Here is a 16360-nt window from a genome sequence, read left to right as displayed (position 1 = left end):
CCAATTGTCACTGACTGAACACAGCCCACCGCACAATCCTCTCCAGCTACAAGGTCCATTCTGTAACGGATCCGGGGGCATGGCAGCCATCGGCGCGCCGCCCTGAGACGCGGATCGCCGTACCCGGTGGAAATCCTGCGGCATTTGCCCGAAATCAGCACAACTTCCGGTGAACGAAAGGCAAAGACACGATGTGACACAACGTGGTCGATTGTTCCACGGCGAGACAAGTGTCACAAAGCAGCGATCAACTCGTCGGCCGCCGAATACGGGTCGGTGCCGCCGTCCGCGACCTTCGCGGCGAGTACGTCGAGCCGCGCGTCCCCGTGCAGGTGCGCGAACCGGGCCCGCAGCGCGGTCGTGGCGATCGCCTCGATCTCGTCCCGCGCGCGACTGCGGCGACGCTCGGTGAGTACGCCGTTCCCGCGCATCCACTCCAGCCGGTCCTCGATCGCCTGCACCACCTCGGGGATCCCCTCGTTGCGGGAAGCGACCGTCTTGAGGATCGGCGGCGTCCAGGCTCCTTCGGACCGCTCGGCCAGCGCCAGCATCGACCGCAGGTCCCGGGTGACCGACTGGACGCCGTCCCGGTCCGCCTTGTTCACCACGTAGATGTCACCGACCTCGAGAATGCCGGCCTTGGCCGCCTGGATGCCGTCGCCCATCCCCGGCGCCAGCAGGACCAGCGTCGTGTCCGCCATCCCGGCGATCTCCACCTCGGACTGCCCAACTCCGACCGTCTCCACCAGCACCACGTCGAACCCGGCCGCGTCCAGCACCCGCAACGCCTGCGGGGTCGACCACGACAACCCGCCGAGATGCCCGCGGGACGCCATCGACCGGATGAACACCCCGCGGTCGGTCGCATGGTCCTGCATCCGCACCCGGTCCCCGAGCAGCGCGCCGCCGGAGAACGGCGACGACGGGTCCACCGCGAGTATGCCGACCCGCTTCCCGGTCTCGCGGTACGCCGACACCAGGGCCGACGTCGACGTCGACTTGCCGACCCCGGGCGAGCCCGTGATGCCGACGATGTGCGCGTGACCGGCGTACGGCGCCAGCTCGGCCATCACCTCGCGCAGCAGCGGGGACTCGTCCTCGACCAGCGAGATCAGCCGCGCGACGGCCCGGGATTCACCCTCCCGGGCCTGCGCGACCAGCTCACCGACCGGCGCGGTACGTCGTGGCATCAGCTCTCTATCAGCTCTGGTCTCAATCAGCTCTGGGGAACGCGGACGATCAGTGCGTCGCCCTGACCGCCGCCACCGCACAGGGCGGCCGCGCCGACACCGCCGCCGCGGCGGCCGAGCTCGAGGGCCAGGTGCAGCACGAGGCGGGCACCGGACATCCCGATCGGGTGGCCGAGCGCGATCGCGCCGCCGTTCACGTTCACCTTGTCCTCGCCGATCTGCAACTCACGCGCGGACGCGATCCCGACCGCCGCGAACGCCTCGTTGATCTCGATCAGGTCGAGGTCGGCGGGCTGGATGCCTTCCTTCGCGCAGGCCTTGGCGATCGCGTTGGCCGGCTGGCTCTGCAGCGACGAGTCCGGTCCGGCGACCGAACCGTGCGCGCCGATCTCGGCGATCCAGCTGAGCCCGAGCTCCTCGGCCTTCGCCTTGCTCATCACGACGACCGCACAACCGCCGTCGGAGATCTGCGACGCCGAACCGGCCGTGATCGTGCCGTCCTTGCCGAACGCCGGCCGCAGCTTGCCCAGCACCTCGACCGACGTGTCAGCGCGGACACCTTCGTCGCTGTCCACCACGATCGGGTCGCCCTTGCGCTGCGGCACCTCGACCGGCACGACCTCGTCGGCGAAGACGCCGTTCTTCCAGGCCTCGGCGGCGCGCTGGTGCGAACGGGCGCTGAACTCGTCCTGCTCCACGCGGCTCAGCTTCTGGCGCTCGTCGTTCGCCTGGTCCGTGAGCGCGCCCATGGCCTGGTCGGTGAACGCGTCCCACAACCCGTCGTACGCCATCGAGTCGACCAGCGTGGTGTCGCCGTACTTGAAGCCCTCGCGGGACTTCGGCAGCAGGTGCGGCGCGTTCGTCATCGACTCCATGCCGCCGGCGACGACGACGTCGTACTCACCGGCGCGGATCAGCTGGTCGGCGAGCGCGATCGCGTTCAGCCCGGACAGGCAGACCTTGTTGATCGTGATGGCCGGCACGTCCATCGGGACGCCGCCCTTGACCGCGGCCTGGCGGGCGGTGATCTGACCGCCGCCGGCCTGCAGGACCTGGCCCATGATCACGTACTCGACCTGGTCCGGCGCGACGCCGGCCTTCTCGAGTGCGCCCTTGATCGCGAACCCGCCGAGCTCTGCTCCGGTGAAGCCCTTGAGGCCACCCAGCAACCGCCCGATCGGGGTCCGTGCACCGGCGACGATGACGCTGTGGTTCCGCGTGTCAGACATGCCGTCACGATACCTGCGACCGCACTGGTACGCCGCTGCTCGATGACGTCAGACGGGTCACACGGATCGTGTCGACTGGGCCACTTTCGATGGCCTCGCGGTACGGCGTGCGCCAGGCTGACGAGATGGATCAGCTGTTCGACGCGATCGACCACGTCGGCATCGCGGTGCCCGACTTCGACGAGGCCGTCCGGTACTACGCCGACGTGTTCGGCATGACCGTGGCGCACGAGGAGATCAACGAGGAGCAGGGCGTCCGGGAGGCGATGCTCTCGGTCGGCGACTCGGGCTCCTCGATCCAGTTGCTGGCGCCGCTGTCGGACGCCTCGCCGATCGCGAGGTTCCTCGACCAGCGCGGCCCGGGCATCCAGCAGCTCGCCTACCGCGTCCGCGATCTCGACGCGGTCTCCAAGGTCCTGCGCGAGCGCGGCGCCCGCCTGCTCTACGACGAGCCGAAACGCGGTACGGCGGGTTCCCGCGTCAACTTCATCCACCCGAAGTCGGCCGGCGGGGTGCTGGTCGAACTCGTGGAGCCACGGGCCTCACACGCGGGGTGACGGCGCGCGAATTGGAGTCTCCTCGACCGGGTTGGCGGACTACTCTGATCGGGTGCTGAAGGACAGCGCCACCGACTCCTTGCACGGTGCGCCGGCCGGATTCCTGCACGACGCCTTTGTCCACGTGTCGGACGAGGAGTTCGTGCAGCGCTCGGCTGCGTTCGTACAGGAGGGTCTGGCGGCGGGGGAAACCATCGTGGCCGTGCTGCCGCCGGAGCGGACCGCCGTACTGCGCGACGCTCTCGGACCGCTGCACCATGAGATCCGGTTCAACGACATGACCGTTGCCGGGGGCAACCCGGCGCGGCTGATCCCGTACTGGCGCGGTGTCATCGAGAAGCACCCCGGACCGGTGCGCGGACTCTGTGAACCGGCGTACCCGGGACGCAGCGCGGCGGCGTACGACGAGGTGCTGCTGCACGAGGCGCTGTCCGACATCGCGTTCGCCGAGGACCGGGCGTTCCGGTTGTGCTGCGCGTACGAGGCGTCCGTCGGCATCGACCCGACCGTGACGCACTCGGGCGCAGAAGCTCTTGCGGAGAAGGGGTTCCGGATCGCGCTCGACGACGTACCGGACCGGGCCGAGCGGTGGGAGTTCGGGCCGGACGAGCTCGGGCAGATCCGGCAGTGGCTCAGTGGCCAGGCGGCGTCGCACGGCGTGTCGAGGGACCGGCTCGAGGACCTGTCGCTGGCGTTGCACGAGATCTGCACGAACAGCATCCGGTTCGGCGGCGGGCGCGGGCGGCTGGCGGTGTGGATCGCCGACGGCACGCTGATCTGCGACGTACTGGACTGCGGGCGGATCGACGACCTGCTGGTCGGACGGGTGCTGCCGCCGCTGGACGGGCTCGGCGGGCGCGGCGTCTGGCTCGCCAATCAGCTGTGCGACCTGGCGCAGCTGCGGTCCGGTGACGACTTCACCCAAGTACGGCTCCACACCAGACTGCGCTGATAAGACCACTGACAACGGTGGACTGCAAAAGTGACGGTCGTCTCAACCGTCCGTCGGTGTGTTACAGGGCACAGCCACGCGTGCATACTCGACGGTAAGTTCCGCTCACCCAGACCGCCGCTTCAGGAGGTACGACGTGAAGCAGATCCTCGACGCGATCCTTGCCGGTGACAGCGCCGCCGTCGGAGAGCTCGACGTACCGGACCATTACCGCGGAATCACCGTGCACGCCGACGACGCCGCGATGTTCGACGGGCTGGACAGCAAGGAGAAGGATCCGCGCAAGAGTCTGCACCTCGACGACGTACCGACGCCTGAGCTCGGGCCGGGTGAGGCACTGGTCGCGGTGATGGCCAGTGCGATCAACTACAACACCGTCTGGACGTCGATCTTCGAGCCGGTGTCGACCTTCTCGTTCCTGAAGCGGTACGGGAAGCTGTCGCCGCTGACGGCCCGGCACGACCTGCCGTACCACGTGGTCGGCTCCGACCTGGCGGGCGTCGTACTGCGGACCGGACCGGGCGTGAACGCCTGGAAGCCGGGCGACGAGGTGGTCGCGCACTGCCTGTCGGTCGAGCTGGAGTCGCCGGACGGGCACAACGACACGATGCTCGACTCCGAGCAGCGGATCTGGGGCTTCGAGACGAACTTCGGCGGTCTCGCCGAGATCGCGCTGGTGAAGTCGAACCAGCTGATGCCGAAGCCGGCCCACCTGACATGGGAGGAAGCGGCGTCGCCGGGGTTGGTGAACAGCACGGCGTACCGGCAGCTGGTGTCCGCGAACGGCGCCAACATGAAGCAGGGCGACGTGGTGCTGGTCTGGGGCGCGTCCGGCGGCCTGGGTTCCTACGCGACGCAGTTCGCGCTGAACGGCGGGGCGATCCCGGTGTGCGTGGTGTCGTCGCCGGAGAAGGCGGAGATCTGCCGCGCGATGGGCGCCTCGCTGATCATCGACCGGTCGGCCGAGGGCTACAAGTTCTGGAAGGACGAGCACACCCAGGACCAGAAGGAGTGGAAGCGGTTCGGGGCGCGGATCCGGGAGCTGACCGGCGGCGACGACCCGGACATCGTGTTCGAGCACCCGGGGCGGGAGACGTTCGGCGCCTCGGTGTACGTAGCGCGGCGCGGCGGCACGATCGTGACGTGTGCGTCGACGTCCGGCTTCATGCACGAGTACGACAACCGGTACCTGTGGATGAACCTCAAGCGAATCATCGGCTCGCATTTCGCCAATTACCGCGAGGCCTGGGAGGCGAACCGGCTGATCGCCAAGGGCATGGTGCACCCGACGGTCAGCAAGGTCTACCCACTCGAGGACACCGCGCAGGCGGCGTACGACGTCCACCGCAACCTCCACCAGGGCAAGGTCGGCGTCCTCACGCTGGCCCCGACCGAAGGCCTGGGCGTCCGCGACCCGGCGCTTCGCGAGCAGCATCTGGCCGCCATTAATCGCTTCCGCAACAGGTAGTTGCCGCCGACTCCCGATTGGCTGGTTTCGGGTGGGTTCTGACAGGCTTATGGTGGGGGATTCACGCTGAGCCGCCAGAAGGGAACCTCGGGAATGCCTGACGAGTCGAGCCTGCCGTTCTTCGACCGCACGGCGACGGCGGCCGGGGGCTTCCCGGTCAGTCGCCGCGGATACGACAAGCAGGCCGTGGACGATTATGTCCGCGCGCTGGAGATGCAACTCGTCGAGGCACGCAACCGCGCCGACGGGCTGCAGCAGAGTGTCGCGCCGATGCAGCACCAGCTCGCGGAGACGCGGCGCCAGCTCGAGGCCAGCGCCAACCCGTCGTACGCCGGGCTCGGCGACCGGGCCGCGCAGATCCTCCGGCTCGCCCAGGACCAGGCGTCCGAGGCGCTCGAGGAGGCCAAGCGCGAGGCCGACGAGCTCCGTACGAACGCGGCCAAGGAGGCGGCCGCGGCGCGGGCGACCGGTGACCGCGAGGCCGAGGACATCCGGACCGTCGCGCTCAACGAGGCGGACAGCATGCGCCGGACCGCCGAGGGCGACGCGGCCGAGCTGCGGCGTACGGCGGAGACCGAGGCGGCCGAGGTACTGCAGGCGGCCCGGCGGAAGGCCGAGCAGCTGCAGCTGACCGCCGAGTCGCAGGCGAGCACACTGAAGAACGGCGCGCTGCACGAGGCCGAAAAGATCCGGACCGCGATCCAGCGCGAGTCGGCGGCGCTGCGCGCGCGGCTGGCGGACGAGCGCGAGCAGCAGGCCAAGGAACTGGCCGACAAGCACCAGCAGATCGCGGCCGACACCGACAGCCTGACCACCCAGATGAAGGAGGCCGCCGAGGCGTCCGAGCGCCGGGTGGCCGAGGCGACCGAGCAGGCCCGCAAGATCCGCGCCGAGGCCGAGGAGTCGGCCGAGCGCACGCTCTCGCGTTCCCGCCGGGAGGCCGAGCAGCTGCTGACCACCGCGCGCACCCGCGCCGAGTCCGAGCTGGCGAACGCGGCCGACGAGGCCGAGCGGTCCCGGACCGTCGTCGCTCGCGAGACCGAGCGGCTGGCGAAGCGGCGCGACGGCATCCTTACGCAGATCGCCGGCCTGAACGAGATCGCCAGCAACATCGCCCGGCAGGCCGCCGAACTGGACTCCGAAACCGCCGCGGCCCCGTACGTGAACCCGTTCGCGCGGCCGGCCGAGTCCCCCCGGCCCCCGCTCGATGCGCCGGGCACGGGCGCCGGCAGCCCCTTCGCCGCCGAGCCCTCGGCCGCGTTCCCCTCCGCCCCACCCAGCTCGAGCACCTCCTTCGAGTCGTCAGCACCCAGCCCAACCCCGTCGGACTCGGCGCCACTTGGCTCGACTGCGGCCGGCTCGGGTTCGCTCGGCTCGGCTCCGGCCGGGTCCGATTCGCTCGGCTCGGCTTCGGCCGGGTCCGGTTCGGCGGCTGACTCGGGCGCTGCCGCGGACTTCGGAGATGACGAGAGCCCTTTCCCGGCGGCGACGCCGGCTGACAACCCGTTCCCGGGTGCGACGCCGGCCGCGGGCCTGTCCACGGGATCCTCGCGCGAGTCGTCGTACGACACCGAGGGACCGTTCACCGGTTCCAGCCCGTTCGTCGGCATCGGCGCCGGGGACGCCCGCGTCGACGAGACCCGGATCGACACCGGTCTGCGCATCGACCCGAAGAACGCCGGTGACCTCGCCGACCTGACCAGCAAGACCGCCGGCGGCCCGGCCGACCCTGACGCCGACGCCGCGGACCTCGCCGAGCTGGCCGCCCTTGCCGACGATGCCGACCTCGCCGACACCCCCGAAGCCACCAAGGATTCGGACGGCGACGAGGAGCCGAAGGACTCGACGATGGTCGACGAGTTCCGGCTGGGTGACCTCGCGAGCGAGGAGACTCGGGGCCAGACGCGGCGCTCCAGCTCGGCGAAGTCCTCCGACGACGAGACGCCCGCGGACGACGACAAGACCGATGCGGCCACCTCGAGCGCGCGATCCCCGAAGGACAAGATGTGACGCCAGCCGGCGACGACACCTCCACAGCGACCCCCGACAAGGACCTCGCCGACGCCGCGCGCGAAGCGAAGTCCGCCGCCGCGGAAGCCCAGGCCGCCGCCGACAAGAGCGAACAATCCGCAATCGACGCCGCCAGCTCCGCCGACGAGGCCGACGCCTCTGCTGACCAGGCAGACGAGTCCGCCGAGGAAGCGGACGACGCAGCCGACAAGGCTGCAGCGGCAGCTGCCGCCGAGGATGCGGAGGACGGCGACACCAACCTCGCGGACGAACTGCTGATCGAGGAGCGGCACCCGTCGGTCGGCATGGGTACGCCGGGTCCGCCGCTGCGCCGGGGGAACCCGTTCACGTTCGGGTTCTTCGCGGCGCTCGGCGTACTCGTCGCGGTGGGTCTGTGGAACGCGGCCGGCCAGGCCCGCTCGGTTCTGATCCTGCTACTGGTCTCGATGTTCATCGCGGTCGGCCTGAACCCGTTGGTCGAGTGGTTCATGCGCCGCGGCCTGAAGCGCGGCCTGTCGGTCGGCGTGGTGTTCCTGCTGATGATCCTCGCGGTCGCCGGCGTCGCCTTCGCGATCGTCCCGGTCGTCTCGGACCAGATCAACAGCCTGATCAAGAACGCGCCCGAGTGGCTCGACCTGCTGACCAAGTCGAGGACGCTCAACGAACTGGACAACAAGTACCACTTCATCCAGAAGGCGCAGGACTACATCCAGGACCCGGCGCTGGCGCAACGCGCGTTCGGCGGGATCCTCGGCGTCGGCAAGGTGGTCGCGGGCGCGCTGTTCAACACGTTCACGATCCTGGTGCTGACGCTGTACTTCCTCGCCTCGCTCCCCTCGGTGAAGCGGGCGGCGTACAGCCTGGTCCCCAGCACCCGCCGTACCCGCGTCTCGATCCTCGGCGACGAGGTGCTCGGCCGGGTCGGCGGCTACGTCAGCGGCCAGTTCCTGGTGGCGCTGATCGCCGGCGTGATGATGTTCATCTTCCTGGAGATCATCGGGCTGCGCCAGTACGCCGTGGCGCTGGCGATCGTGGTGATGTTCTGCGACTTCATCCCGATGGTCGGCGGCTTGATCGGCGTTGTCGTGGTCGCCCTGATCGGCTTCACCGGCGGCCTGTGGACCGGCCTCGGCTGCCTGATCTACGGCGTCATCTACCAGCAGGTCGAGAACTACTTCGTGGCACCCCGCATCATGCGTCGGGCCGTCGACATCCCCGGCGCCGTCACCGTCATCGCCGCCCTCCTCGGCGGCGCCCTCCTCGGCGTGGTCGGCGCCCTCCTCGCCATCCCCTCAGCCGCCGCCATCCTCCTCATCATCCGAGAAGTCTGGGTCCGCAAAGCCGACGCCTCATAACCCACCAACTCACCAACTTGGGGAGCGTTACCTACCTGATTCGGGTAGGAACGCTCCCCAAGCCTTTTGACTACGTGACGCCGAGGATGAAGTGTTGGGCGGGGGTCAGGCGGTTGTAGGTGTTGAGGCGGATGTAGGTCTGCTGGTCGAGTTGCTGGGGTAGGTGGCGGCGGGCGAAGTAGGAGTGCAGGGCTCGGCGGGGATTGTTGGTGTGGTTCTTGGTGCCGCCGTGCCAGAGGTGGCTGTTGAAGATGACGACGGTGCCGGCTGTGCCGAGCAGCTGGATCTGGTCGGGGTGGTCGGCTCCCGGGTTGGGCATCTCGTCGCCGGGCATGGTTGCGCGGCGGTGGGAGCCGGGGACCACGCGGGTCGCGCCGTTCTCGGGGGTGAAGTCGTCGAGGAGCCAGATCGAGTTGCAGACCTCGTACTCGCCCGGCTGGACGGGATGTCCGAAGTCCACGTGCAGGCCCTGGTGCCCTTCACCGGGTAGGGCCGCGCGGCTGTTGAGGGACGAGAGTTTGAACTCGCCGAGCACGTGCCGCATCGCCGCCAGCACGCGCGGGTGACTGAAGCACACCTCGAATCTCGGATCCTTGTTCACCAGATCCGCCAACCGGTCCGTACCCCGCTCCTGATGCACTTCGAGGCCGGCCCGATCCCCCTCGGCCGCGGTCAGTTCGGCGAGCCGTTCGTTGATCGCGGCCACTTCCTCCGCTGTGAGAATCCCTTTCAGCGGAAGGAATCCGTCGCGGTCGAGCTGGTCCTTCTCGTCCTGCGTGAGTACGTCGTCCGTCACGCCGAGCTCCCGCAGCGCCACATCCATATCCATCGCAGTGCTCCTTCACAAGATGCACGAATCGATGCCAGCATCGTTCCGACGTACCGGAGAAACAATGCAGGAGGCGACAGGGCTTATGCACAAATCGCCACGACTGCTCGGCGCCGGCGTACACACCGCCGCGCCCGGCAAGGACTACCCGTCACACGCGCACACGTCGTGGGAGCTCGTGTACTACGTTCGCGGCCGGATCACCTGCCCCGTCGGCGACGAGACGTACGACGCCACGCCTGGGACCGTCCTCCTCACCCCACCGCACACCTGGCACGCCGAGCAGAGCCGCACCGGGTACGCGAACCGCTTCCTCCAGGTCGACGCCGCAACCACCCACCCGTGGCCGCGCCTGTGCTACGACGACACCGATCACACCCTGCGCCGCGTCTTCGACGCCCTGGTCCGCGAAACCGAGAGCGACGACCTCCGCTCGCTCCTCCTCGCCGAACTCGACCTCCGCCTCCGCCGCGCCGTGGACACCCCTCCCAGAACGCCCGCCGAACAACTCGTCGCCCAGGCAGAGCAGCTGTTCGAGGAACGCTTCGCGGCCGGTCTCCGCATCGCGCACGTCGCAGCCGACCTCGGCGTCTCGCAGTCAGGCCTCCGAGCAGCGTTCACGCGTCTCCGAAACACCAGCCCGCAGGCCGCCCTTCAGGCAGTACGCCTACGCCACGCACTAGCCCACATCCGCAACTCGACGCTCCCGCTCCAGGCCATCGCTGACCTGACCGGCTACCACTCGGTCAGCCACCTGACCCGCCACATCAAAGCCGCCACGGGCTCCCCACCGGGAGCCCTCCGCATCGCAGACGATGGACAGCAGCGCCGAACGGCTCCTTCGGTCAAACCCGCCAGAGGCTCAAGGCCTCCGCAAGCCGGCCACTGATCGCCCGAACGATGACGTTGAGTTCGTCGAACGTACGGTCCCACAACGCTTCAACGATCCCGAACATCGGCATCGCCGCATCAAGCGCAAGGGATCGGCTTCGGATCTCGTAGTGCATGCAACGATTCCGCACTTGCCGTACGCCGCGATCGTCGAGCAGCCCACGAGTCGACGATTCGTCCAGCAAGGACCGAACTCGGATCGTCGCCGGCGAATCGGCTGACGGATCTGCATTCAGCATCTCCTCCACCGCACGGAGTGCGTGGTACGTACTGATCATGCGAGCCCGAAACACCGCCTCCTCGTGGCCTCGCTCGATCAGCGGCAGGACGACGTCCGTGGTGTTGATCTCAGCCTCAACCATCAGCAGCAGAAGCTTCGACTCCACCGGAAGAACCGGGTCATACCGTTTCGCGAGATACGCCAACGCCTTCCGGTCCTTGCCGACCATGCGCCCCAGGTTGGCGTAGTCGAACGTCGAGGTGGGCGGTGTCGCGTCGCCGGCGGCAGCCGCGAGTACAGACAGCGCTCCGCCTTGTTCCTCTGCGACTTCGAACAGTTGACGGCCCATCTGAGCCAAGCTGGTAGCGCTGCTCAGCCCTGCCCGAAAATGTCCGGTCACATTGTTGCCCAGGATGCGACCGCTCGGCGCGCAGTACAGCCCGAGATCAGTCTCAAGCCAGCGAGCGAACCACACTGCATTGCCCGAGAACTCGTCGTGATGAGCAAGGTAGAACGCGGACATCTCGTCCTTGAGTTGCGCGTAAGACTTCAGCGTGTCGTCGAGCAACTTGCCGGCGTGCCGAGACCGTTCGATTGTTTCGCCGTACCGGTCATCCAGAAGCGCGGCCAGGAGTGGCTTCCCTGCAGCCGGGTCTGACGAACGAAGCAGGATCGATCCCTCGTAAACGATCCGTGAACTGTGACCGATCAACACCAGTGGCAACCATCCCGAACCACTCTTGTGGTTTGAAGTCGACATCATGGCGTCGGCGATCCATCGCGCGTCCTGGGCAACCATCGCGCGGGCGGCCTGCGCCCGAGGTTCAGCACCGTCACTGACCACAGCCTGCGACCCTACCAACCCGGGCACCCATCCGGCGGCTGCCGAGTCGTGGCAGAAGGTTCGCACACAGAATCCCGAGTCGTGAATCGGTGTTCATTTCACTCGCCTTTTCGCACGACTCGACAGCTGCGCGGAAGGCTAGTTCAGTCGGCGAAGGCTGCTTGGACGGTGGTGAGGGTGACGGAGCGGTCCTCGATGGCCTGGCGGATGTCTGGGTCGGTGACGATCGCCTGGTCGGTGAGGCGGTATTCCTCGGCCCAGCGGTAGGTGTAGGAGCCGGGGCGGTGGATGGCGGCCAGTTCGGGTTCCGCGGCCGCGCAATGCGTGACGAGCAGGTGGACGCCGGGGGTGAGCTTGTCCAGGTAGTCGAGCAGCCAGGGCTTCTTGTCCGCGGCGTCGCGGTCGCTCAGCGTCTCGATCGATGCGAACCGTTTCGACTCCTCGGGCCCGTAGATGAACGGCTTCCCGAGCGCCGCCGACACCTCGTCGTACGCCGCCGGCGCCGCCTGCCCCATGTGGACGTCGAGATACTCGAGCGTCAGCCCTTCCGCCGCGAACTTCGCCGCCTGCGCCGACAACTCCCGCACTGCGTCCGCGTGGCTGATCGCCGCCTTGGACTCCTCGACCGTACGCCGGAACGTGCCGTCCTCCCCCACCAACGACGGTCCGTCCGTCACCGGGCGCCACCGGAGGAAGTCCCACTCGCACGTCAACGTCTGATGCACACCCACCGGGATCGCGAACTCCCGCGCGAGCGCCGCCGCCTCGGTGAACCACGGACAGGCCGCCATCGTCGACGCCTGCGTCACGATCCCCTCGCGAAACGCCTGCACCGTCCCCACGTTGACCGCATGACACATCCCGAAGTCGTCACCCTGAACAACCAGCCGGACTTCACTCACGCCTACTCCCACCATCCGCCGACAGAGCCAACACCGACCGTACGACCAAACACCGACAGATCTCCTATGGTCCGGCGAGTTTGGTGACCTCTGGGGACTGATTGGTGTGGAAGGCGCACGCTCGGGGGTACGAGGCCAGGCAACCGCGAGTAGTCATCAGGGCGGTGTAGTAGTCGATGTAGCGGAACCCGTAGGTCTCGCCGCGGGCGAAGGCCTGGTGCCGGATCGCGGACACCCAGCGGTAGAAGGCCTCGTCGGAGATCGGGACGTACAGCGAAGGCGTGAAGCCCTCCATGTCCTCCCAGTTCTCGGCGTGCAGGAAGGACCGCACACCGTGCCGCGGCAGCGCGGCGAGCTTCTCGGCCAGTGCCGGGTACGGCGTGATGGCGGCGAAATCGTCCGCGGGATCGATCGGCAGGCCGGCCAGGAAGCGGGCGCGCTCGGCCAGCGCAGCGGTGTGTTCGTGATCGCTGTGGATCGAGTGTTTCCAGTGCGTGATGATCGTGTCGGGCTGCTTCTCGCGGATGATCTGGGCCAACTGCAGGGCCACATCGTCGGTGTCGGGGAGGAAACCGTCGCTGTGGTCGAGGACCAGGAAGTCCGCGCCGATCGCCTCCGCGAACGCCGTACCCTCGGCGATCTTCTGCTTCTTGTAGTCCGCCGGCGTCAGCCGCGGGTGGCCGCGCTCCCCCGGCGTGAGCGCGACGATCGTCGCCGACGCGCCCTCCAGGACGAGCTTGGCCAGCGTCGGCCCGGCGGTCAGGTCCATGTCGCCGATGTGCGCCCCGATGGCGAGTACTGATCTGGTCACAACGGTCTCCTCATTTCAGGCCACTGAGTACGACGCCACGCACGTAGTACTTCTGGAACACCAGGAACACGACCAGCACCGGCAACGTGCTGATCACCAGGCCGGCCATCACGATCGGCATGGTGCGGTCCGGATCGAGGAAGCTCTGCAGCAACTGGATCCCGACCGGCAGCGTCTGCAACGAGGGGTCGGACGACGAGATCAGCAGCGTCCAGATGTACTCGTTCCAGGTGCCGATGAACGTGATCAGCCCGAGCGTGATCGCCACCGGCTTGGTCTGCGGCAGCACGATCAGCCGCCAGATCTGCCACTGGTTCGCGCCGTCGATCTTGGCCGCCTCGAGCATCTCGTCCGGCAGCGAGATCATGAACTGCCGCATCAGGAAGATCCCGAAACCGGAGACCGTGAACGGCAGGATCAGCGCGAGCAGGCTGGTCGTCAGCCCGCCGTCGCCGCCGCGCCCGAGGAAGTCGTTACCGCCGGCCAGCGGCCAGTTGAGCATGATCAGGAACGTCGGGATCAGCAGCAGGAACGGCGGCAGCATCATCGTGGCGAGGATGAACCGGAAGATCACCGCCCGCCCGCGGAACCGCAGCTTGGCCAGCGCGTACCCGGCCAGCGCCGACGTGATCAGCACCGACACCGTCACGCTGACCGTGACGATCACGCTGTTGCGGAACAACCGCGGCAGCTCCAGTTGCGAGAACGCCTCGCGATAGTTGTCGAGATTGAACGACTCCGGCAACAGCTTGTACGGAATCACGCCGTACTCGCCCGCGCCCTTGAACGAGCTCATCACCATGTCGAGGAACGGCATCACCATCGCGACGCCGCCGAGGATCACGACCAGGTACGCGAACCACGGGAACTTGCCATGCCGCCTCACGAGGTCTCCTCCCCGCGCCGCCGGGCGACCCACAGCTGCAGCAGGGTGATCGCCAGGATGATCACGAACAACACCATCGCCATCGCGCTCGCCGTACCCCAGGCGCCGTACTTGAACGCTCGCTGGTACATCTCGAACGCCGCCACGTTGGTCGCGTTCACCGGCCCGCCGTCACCCGTCATCACGATGATCAGCGCGAACGACTGCAACCCGCCGATGAACTGCGTGATCAGCACGAACAGCAGGGCCGGCCGCAGCAACGGCAACGTGATCGACCAGAACATGTGCCACGAGTTCGCCCCGTCCACCTCGGCCGCCTCGTAGTACATCTCCGGGATCGCCTTCAGCCCGGCCGTCAGGATCAGCACGGCGCCGCCGATCGAGGCCCAGGCCTGGACGACGGTCACCGACGGCAGCGCGTACGACGCGTCGGACAGGAACCCGATGCTGTTCACGCCGAGCTTGTTCAGGACGCCGTTGATCAGCCCGGCCGGCTGGTACATCATCTTCCACACGTTGCCGATGGCCACGACCGTCGCGACCACGGGCAGGAAGTACAGCACTCGCCAGAACCCCTGGAACGCCAGCCGATCGATGCAGTAGGCAACCAGCACCGACCCGAACGTGGCCAGGAACACCGACCCGAACGCGAACAGCAGCGTGTTCACCAGGATCAGCTTGACGAACGTCCCGTCGAAACTCAGGACGTCGCCGAAGTTCGCCGTACCGGCCCACTTCAGGGTCCCGAGATCGAAGCCGCCCCAGTCCGAGAACGCGAGCACGATCGCGAAGACGAACGGCAGGATCAGGAACACGCAGAAGAACAGCAAGGCCGGCGCGAGGAACAGGTACGCCGCCCGTCCCTCGCGCTGCAGCCTGCCGAGCCGCCGGGCCGGCGACGCCGCTAGGCGATCGTCACCGACCCGGCCGACCGCCGTCGTCATTGCGGCTTGACCGCCTTGGCGGCCTGCGCCAGCGCGTCGTCCGGGTTCTTGCCGTCGGCAAGCACGCCCATGATCGCGTTGTGCAGCGCGGTCTTCGCCTCGTACGCACCCGGCTGGTTGGGTTCGGCCATCGCGTACGTCGCCGCGTCGTAGATCGGCGCCAGGTTCGGGTCGGACAACGACTTCTTGTACTCCGCCTGGTCTGCGGTCCGCGGCGGGATCAGGCCCTGGTCGGCCAGCCACTTGCCGGTCTCCGTCACCTGCCCGTCGGCCGCCTTGTGCTCGTTCATCCAGGTGAGGAACTTCCACGCCTCGTCGGCGTGCTTGCTGCGCTGGTTCACGCCCATGAAGAACCCGTACGCCAGCGAGCCCTTGCTGCCCGCGGTCGGCCCCGGGATCGCGGTCACGCCGACGTCGGAGGAGTACTTGTCCTTCATCTGGGTCTTCAGGCTGCCGATCCACCAGCCGGCCTGGATCGCCATCGCGACACCGCCGCTGCGGAACTGCTTGGTCGGCATGATCGACGGGTTGGTCGCCTTCGCGGCCGCGAGATCGGCCTCGAACTTCAGCGCCGCCTTGCCCGCGGCGTCGTCGAACTGCGCCGTACCGTCGGGGCCGAGGAACTTCCCGCCGGCCGCGTCGAGCAGCGACAGGAACGGGTGCACGGACTTGTTGTCGCCGTCCTGGATCAGGCTCAGGCCCTCGACCTGGATGTTGCCCTTGGCATCGCGCTTGACCGTCTTCTTGGCTGCGTCGGCGAGCTCGGCCCAGGTGGTCGGCGGTTTGCTGATCCCGGCCGCGGCGAGGATCTTCTTGTTGTAGAAGAGCACGTAGGTGTTCAGCTCGGTCGGGTACCCGAGCAGCGTGTCGCCGGTGGTGACCGCGCCGAGCGCGGCCGGGCTGTACTCCGCCTTGATCTTCGTCGCGATGTCGTCCGGCACCTTGGCCACGACGTTCGCCTTCATCAGCTGACCGCCCCACAGGCCGTACGCGCTGACGATGTCGGCGCCGCGGCCACCGGTCTGCCGGACCGTCATCGTGGTGAGCAGGTCGTCGAACTTGACCACCTGCGCCTTCACCTGGACCTTCGGGTTCTCCTTGTTCCACTGCTGGATCATCTTGTCCAGCCCTTCCTTGGACGGGCCGTCGCTGTAGTGGCTCAGCAGCGTCAGCTCGACCTTGTCACCGCCTCCGCCCGCATCGCCGCAGGCCGCGGCCGTGGCGAACAGTCCGAGCGCAACGGCAAGCCGCAGACCTCTGGAAATCCTCATG

The 16360-nt window shown here is 68.0% G+C and carries 15 protein-coding genes; 6 read left to right on the top strand and 9 right to left on the bottom strand.

Translation table 11 applies throughout. The features are described from left to right. Window positions 1-233: 233 nt before the first annotated feature. On the bottom strand, window positions 234-1190 hold the full coding sequence (gene meaB, locus E0H45_RS37280; protein ID WP_131346595.1) for a methylmalonyl Co-A mutase-associated GTPase MeaB: 957 nt from the start codon (window positions 1188-1190) through the stop codon (window positions 234-236). A 26-nt stretch (window positions 1191-1216) separates the two neighbouring features. Then, window positions 1217-2419, bottom strand: a complete 1203-nt coding sequence (locus E0H45_RS37275; protein ID WP_131346593.1) for an acetyl-CoA C-acetyltransferase — start codon at window positions 2417-2419, stop codon at window positions 1217-1219. Between the two features lie 125 nt (window positions 2420-2544). On the opposite strand from E0H45_RS37275, the gene mce reads away from it, so the two are divergent. The 5 genes from mce (at window position 2545) to E0H45_RS37250 (ending at window position 8761) form a co-directional block, all read left to right on the top strand. Next, entirely contained in the window at window positions 2545-2976 is a 432-nt protein-coding gene (mce, locus tag E0H45_RS37270) for a methylmalonyl-CoA epimerase (RefSeq protein WP_131346591.1), read from the top strand. A gap of 52 nt (window positions 2977-3028) precedes the next feature. Beyond that, on the top strand, window positions 3029-3928 hold the full coding sequence (locus E0H45_RS37265) for a sensor histidine kinase (protein WP_131346588.1): 900 nt from the start codon (window positions 3029-3031) through the stop codon (window positions 3926-3928). 136 nt (window positions 3929-4064) lie between these two features. Then, window positions 4065-5396, top strand: a complete 1332-nt coding sequence (gene ccrA, locus E0H45_RS37260; RefSeq protein WP_131346587.1) for a crotonyl-CoA carboxylase/reductase — start codon at window positions 4065-4067, stop codon at window positions 5394-5396. 93 nt (window positions 5397-5489) lie between these two features. Next, window positions 5490-7406 carry a coiled-coil domain-containing protein gene (locus tag E0H45_RS37255; RefSeq protein WP_238155611.1) on the top strand — a complete coding sequence of 639 codons (1917 nt, stop codon included), beginning with the start codon at window positions 5490-5492 and terminating at the stop codon, window positions 7404-7406. Beyond that, entirely contained in the window at window positions 7403-8761 is a 1359-nt protein-coding gene (locus tag E0H45_RS37250; RefSeq protein WP_131346586.1) for an AI-2E family transporter, read from the top strand. Before E0H45_RS37255 ends, E0H45_RS37250 begins: the two co-directional genes overlap by 4 nt. Before the next feature lie 70 nt (window positions 8762-8831). Here the strand turns inward: E0H45_RS37250 and E0H45_RS37245 are convergent, their stop codons facing one another. After that, the gene (locus E0H45_RS37245; RefSeq protein WP_131346584.1) at window positions 8832-9590 is read right to left on the bottom strand and encodes a phytanoyl-CoA dioxygenase family protein; all 759 of its coding nucleotides are present in this window, start codon (window positions 9588-9590) and stop codon (window positions 8832-8834) included. 85 nt (window positions 9591-9675) lie between these two features. Between E0H45_RS37245 and E0H45_RS37240 the strand changes: the two genes are divergently transcribed. Then, entirely contained in the window at window positions 9676-10479 is an 804-nt protein-coding gene (locus E0H45_RS37240; protein WP_165546736.1) for an AraC family transcriptional regulator, read from the top strand. Here the strand turns inward: E0H45_RS37240 and E0H45_RS37235 are convergent. The 6 genes from E0H45_RS37235 to E0H45_RS37210 all read right to left on the bottom strand — a co-directional run bounded on the left by E0H45_RS37235 (window position 10436) and on the right by E0H45_RS37210 (window position 16359). After that, window positions 10436-11545 (bottom strand): hypothetical protein, encoded by a 1110-nt coding sequence (locus E0H45_RS37235; RefSeq protein ID WP_131346580.1) that lies wholly within the window; start codon window positions 11543-11545, stop codon window positions 10436-10438. The genes E0H45_RS37240 and E0H45_RS37235 overlap by 44 nt on opposite strands. Window positions 11546-11688: 143 nt before the next feature. Then, window positions 11689-12447: a carbohydrate deacetylase gene (locus E0H45_RS37230; RefSeq protein WP_165546735.1), complete on the bottom strand. Its 759-nt coding sequence runs from the start codon at window positions 12445-12447 to the stop codon at window positions 11689-11691. Window positions 12448-12511: 64 nt separating this feature from the next. Next, on the bottom strand, window positions 12512-13258 hold the full coding sequence (locus E0H45_RS37225) for a PIG-L deacetylase family protein (RefSeq protein WP_131346576.1): 747 nt from the start codon (window positions 13256-13258) through the stop codon (window positions 12512-12514). Between the two features lie 10 nt (window positions 13259-13268). Then, window positions 13269-14144 (bottom strand): carbohydrate ABC transporter permease, encoded by an 876-nt coding sequence (locus E0H45_RS37220; RefSeq protein ID WP_131346574.1) that lies wholly within the window; start codon window positions 14142-14144, stop codon window positions 13269-13271. Next, window positions 14141-15088 carry a carbohydrate ABC transporter permease gene (locus E0H45_RS37215; RefSeq protein ID WP_131346572.1) on the bottom strand — a complete coding sequence of 316 codons (948 nt, stop codon included), beginning with the start codon at window positions 15086-15088 and terminating at the stop codon, window positions 14141-14143. The genes E0H45_RS37220 and E0H45_RS37215 overlap by 4 nt, the downstream gene beginning before the upstream one ends. Next, on the bottom strand, window positions 15085-16359 hold the full coding sequence (locus tag E0H45_RS37210) for an extracellular solute-binding protein (protein WP_131346570.1): 1275 nt from the start codon (window positions 16357-16359) through the stop codon (window positions 15085-15087). Before E0H45_RS37210 ends, E0H45_RS37215 begins: the two co-directional genes overlap by 4 nt. Window position 16360 lies beyond the last annotated feature (1 nt).

It is taken from the genome of Kribbella soli, from assembly GCF_004331345.1.
GTDB classification, from domain to species: domain Bacteria; phylum Actinomycetota; class Actinomycetes; order Propionibacteriales; family Kribbellaceae; genus Kribbella; species Kribbella soli.
This window is presented reverse-complemented; position numbering and strand designations above follow the sequence as displayed.

Bases quoted from the DNA above. Each gene is read 5' to 3' on its own strand.
- E0H45_RS37215 (WP_131346572.1), bottom strand. From the start codon at position 15,088: ATGACGACGGCGGTCGGCCGGGTCGGTGACGATCGCCTAGCGGCGTCG.
- meaB (WP_131346595.1), bottom strand. From the start codon at position 1,190: ATGCCACGACGTACCGCGCCGGTCGGTGAGCTGGTCGCGCAGGCCCGG.
- mce (WP_131346591.1), top strand. From the start codon at position 2,545: ATGGATCAGCTGTTCGACGCGATCGACCACGTCGGCATCGCGGTGCCC.
- E0H45_RS37240 (WP_165546736.1), top strand. From the start codon at position 9,676: ATGCACAAATCGCCACGACTGCTCGGCGCCGGCGTACACACCGCCGCG.
- E0H45_RS37275 (WP_131346593.1), bottom strand. From the start codon at position 2,419: ATGTCTGACACGCGGAACCACAGCGTCATCGTCGCCGGTGCACGGACC.
- E0H45_RS37210 (WP_131346570.1), bottom strand. From the start codon at position 16,359: ATGAGGATTTCCAGAGGTCTGCGGCTTGCCGTTGCGCTCGGACTGTTC.
- E0H45_RS37255 (WP_238155611.1), top strand. From the start codon at position 5,490: ATGCCTGACGAGTCGAGCCTGCCGTTCTTCGACCGCACGGCGACGGCG.
- E0H45_RS37245 (WP_131346584.1), bottom strand. From the start codon at position 9,590: ATGGATATGGATGTGGCGCTGCGGGAGCTCGGCGTGACGGACGACGTA.